This window comes from Rhizobium sp. 268 (assembly GCF_036571585.1).
Taxonomy (GTDB): Bacteria; Pseudomonadota; Alphaproteobacteria; order Rhizobiales; family Rhizobiaceae; genus Rhizobium; species Rhizobium redzepovicii.
Window position 1 is genome coordinate 1 of sequence record NZ_JAPPSO010000071.1, and the last position, 832, is coordinate 832.

1 protein-coding gene is annotated in these 832 nt (G+C 53.2%); it reads right to left on the reverse strand.

Going from position 1 to position 832, the window contains the following annotated elements:
• Positions 1 to 701 (reverse strand): LacI family DNA-binding transcriptional regulator (locus OS035_RS33485; protein ID WP_331815684.1); only part of this gene is annotated, 701 nt, incomplete at its 3' end.
• Between the last annotated feature and the right edge of the window lie 131 nt (positions 702 to 832).

Below are 832 nucleotides of genomic sequence, written 5' to 3' on the forward strand. Positions count from 1 at the left end.
AAATTGACAATTGTTTCAAGCAACCGGGCCTCTTCTCCTATTTCACGGAAATAGGATCGAAACCCCATCTCACTGAGATCTTGCCCCAGGTATCCATGACTTCCCACGAGTGTGGCAATTTTGCCTTTCGCTCCGGCCATCTTGGAGATGATGAAAGCGCCGGTGCGGCCGACCTTGCGGCTATCTAAACCGATATACCCGGTGACCCCGCTCGCCGAAATTCCCGACAGTAAAGTGAAGACGGGCTTCTTTCGGAGATTGAGTTCATCAACGGCTAACACGACAAGCTGATGGTCGATCGCTACGAACGCGACCGCGTCCGTCCTCGATCCGACCTCCAGGATTTTCTTCCCCAGCGACTCCGCGCTGATGTCATCCACGAAAACGATGTCGGGCTTTCCCTTAACGTCAAGTCTGGATGAAAGCTCTTTTCTAAGGCCAGTAGCGACATTCTGATAGAATGGATCCGTCCCTTTCTGAAGTACGAAGCCAAGTCGGACGTTCCTTACGTTCCTTGCGTTCGTCCGGTGTCTTATGAGGGGCACCGCATGATAGCCGATAGCTTCGGCCGCCTCTCTGACGCGATCGGCCGTTTCCTTTCTCACAGGGGCTCTGCCGTTGAGAACCCTATCGACCGTTGCCACGCCAACGTCCGCACGCCTTGCGACGTCGGCCGCTGTCGGTCTTGATTTTGCCGCCATTTTTCACCTCTTCGTAAGTAAACCCGGTCGGCACTAGGATTTCGCAATCTCGTGGAATTAGCAAGCCGCATTCGTGATGAAATCATCATGGGATTCCGCAAGACCATGATGAGTTTGATAGGAACTGTCAT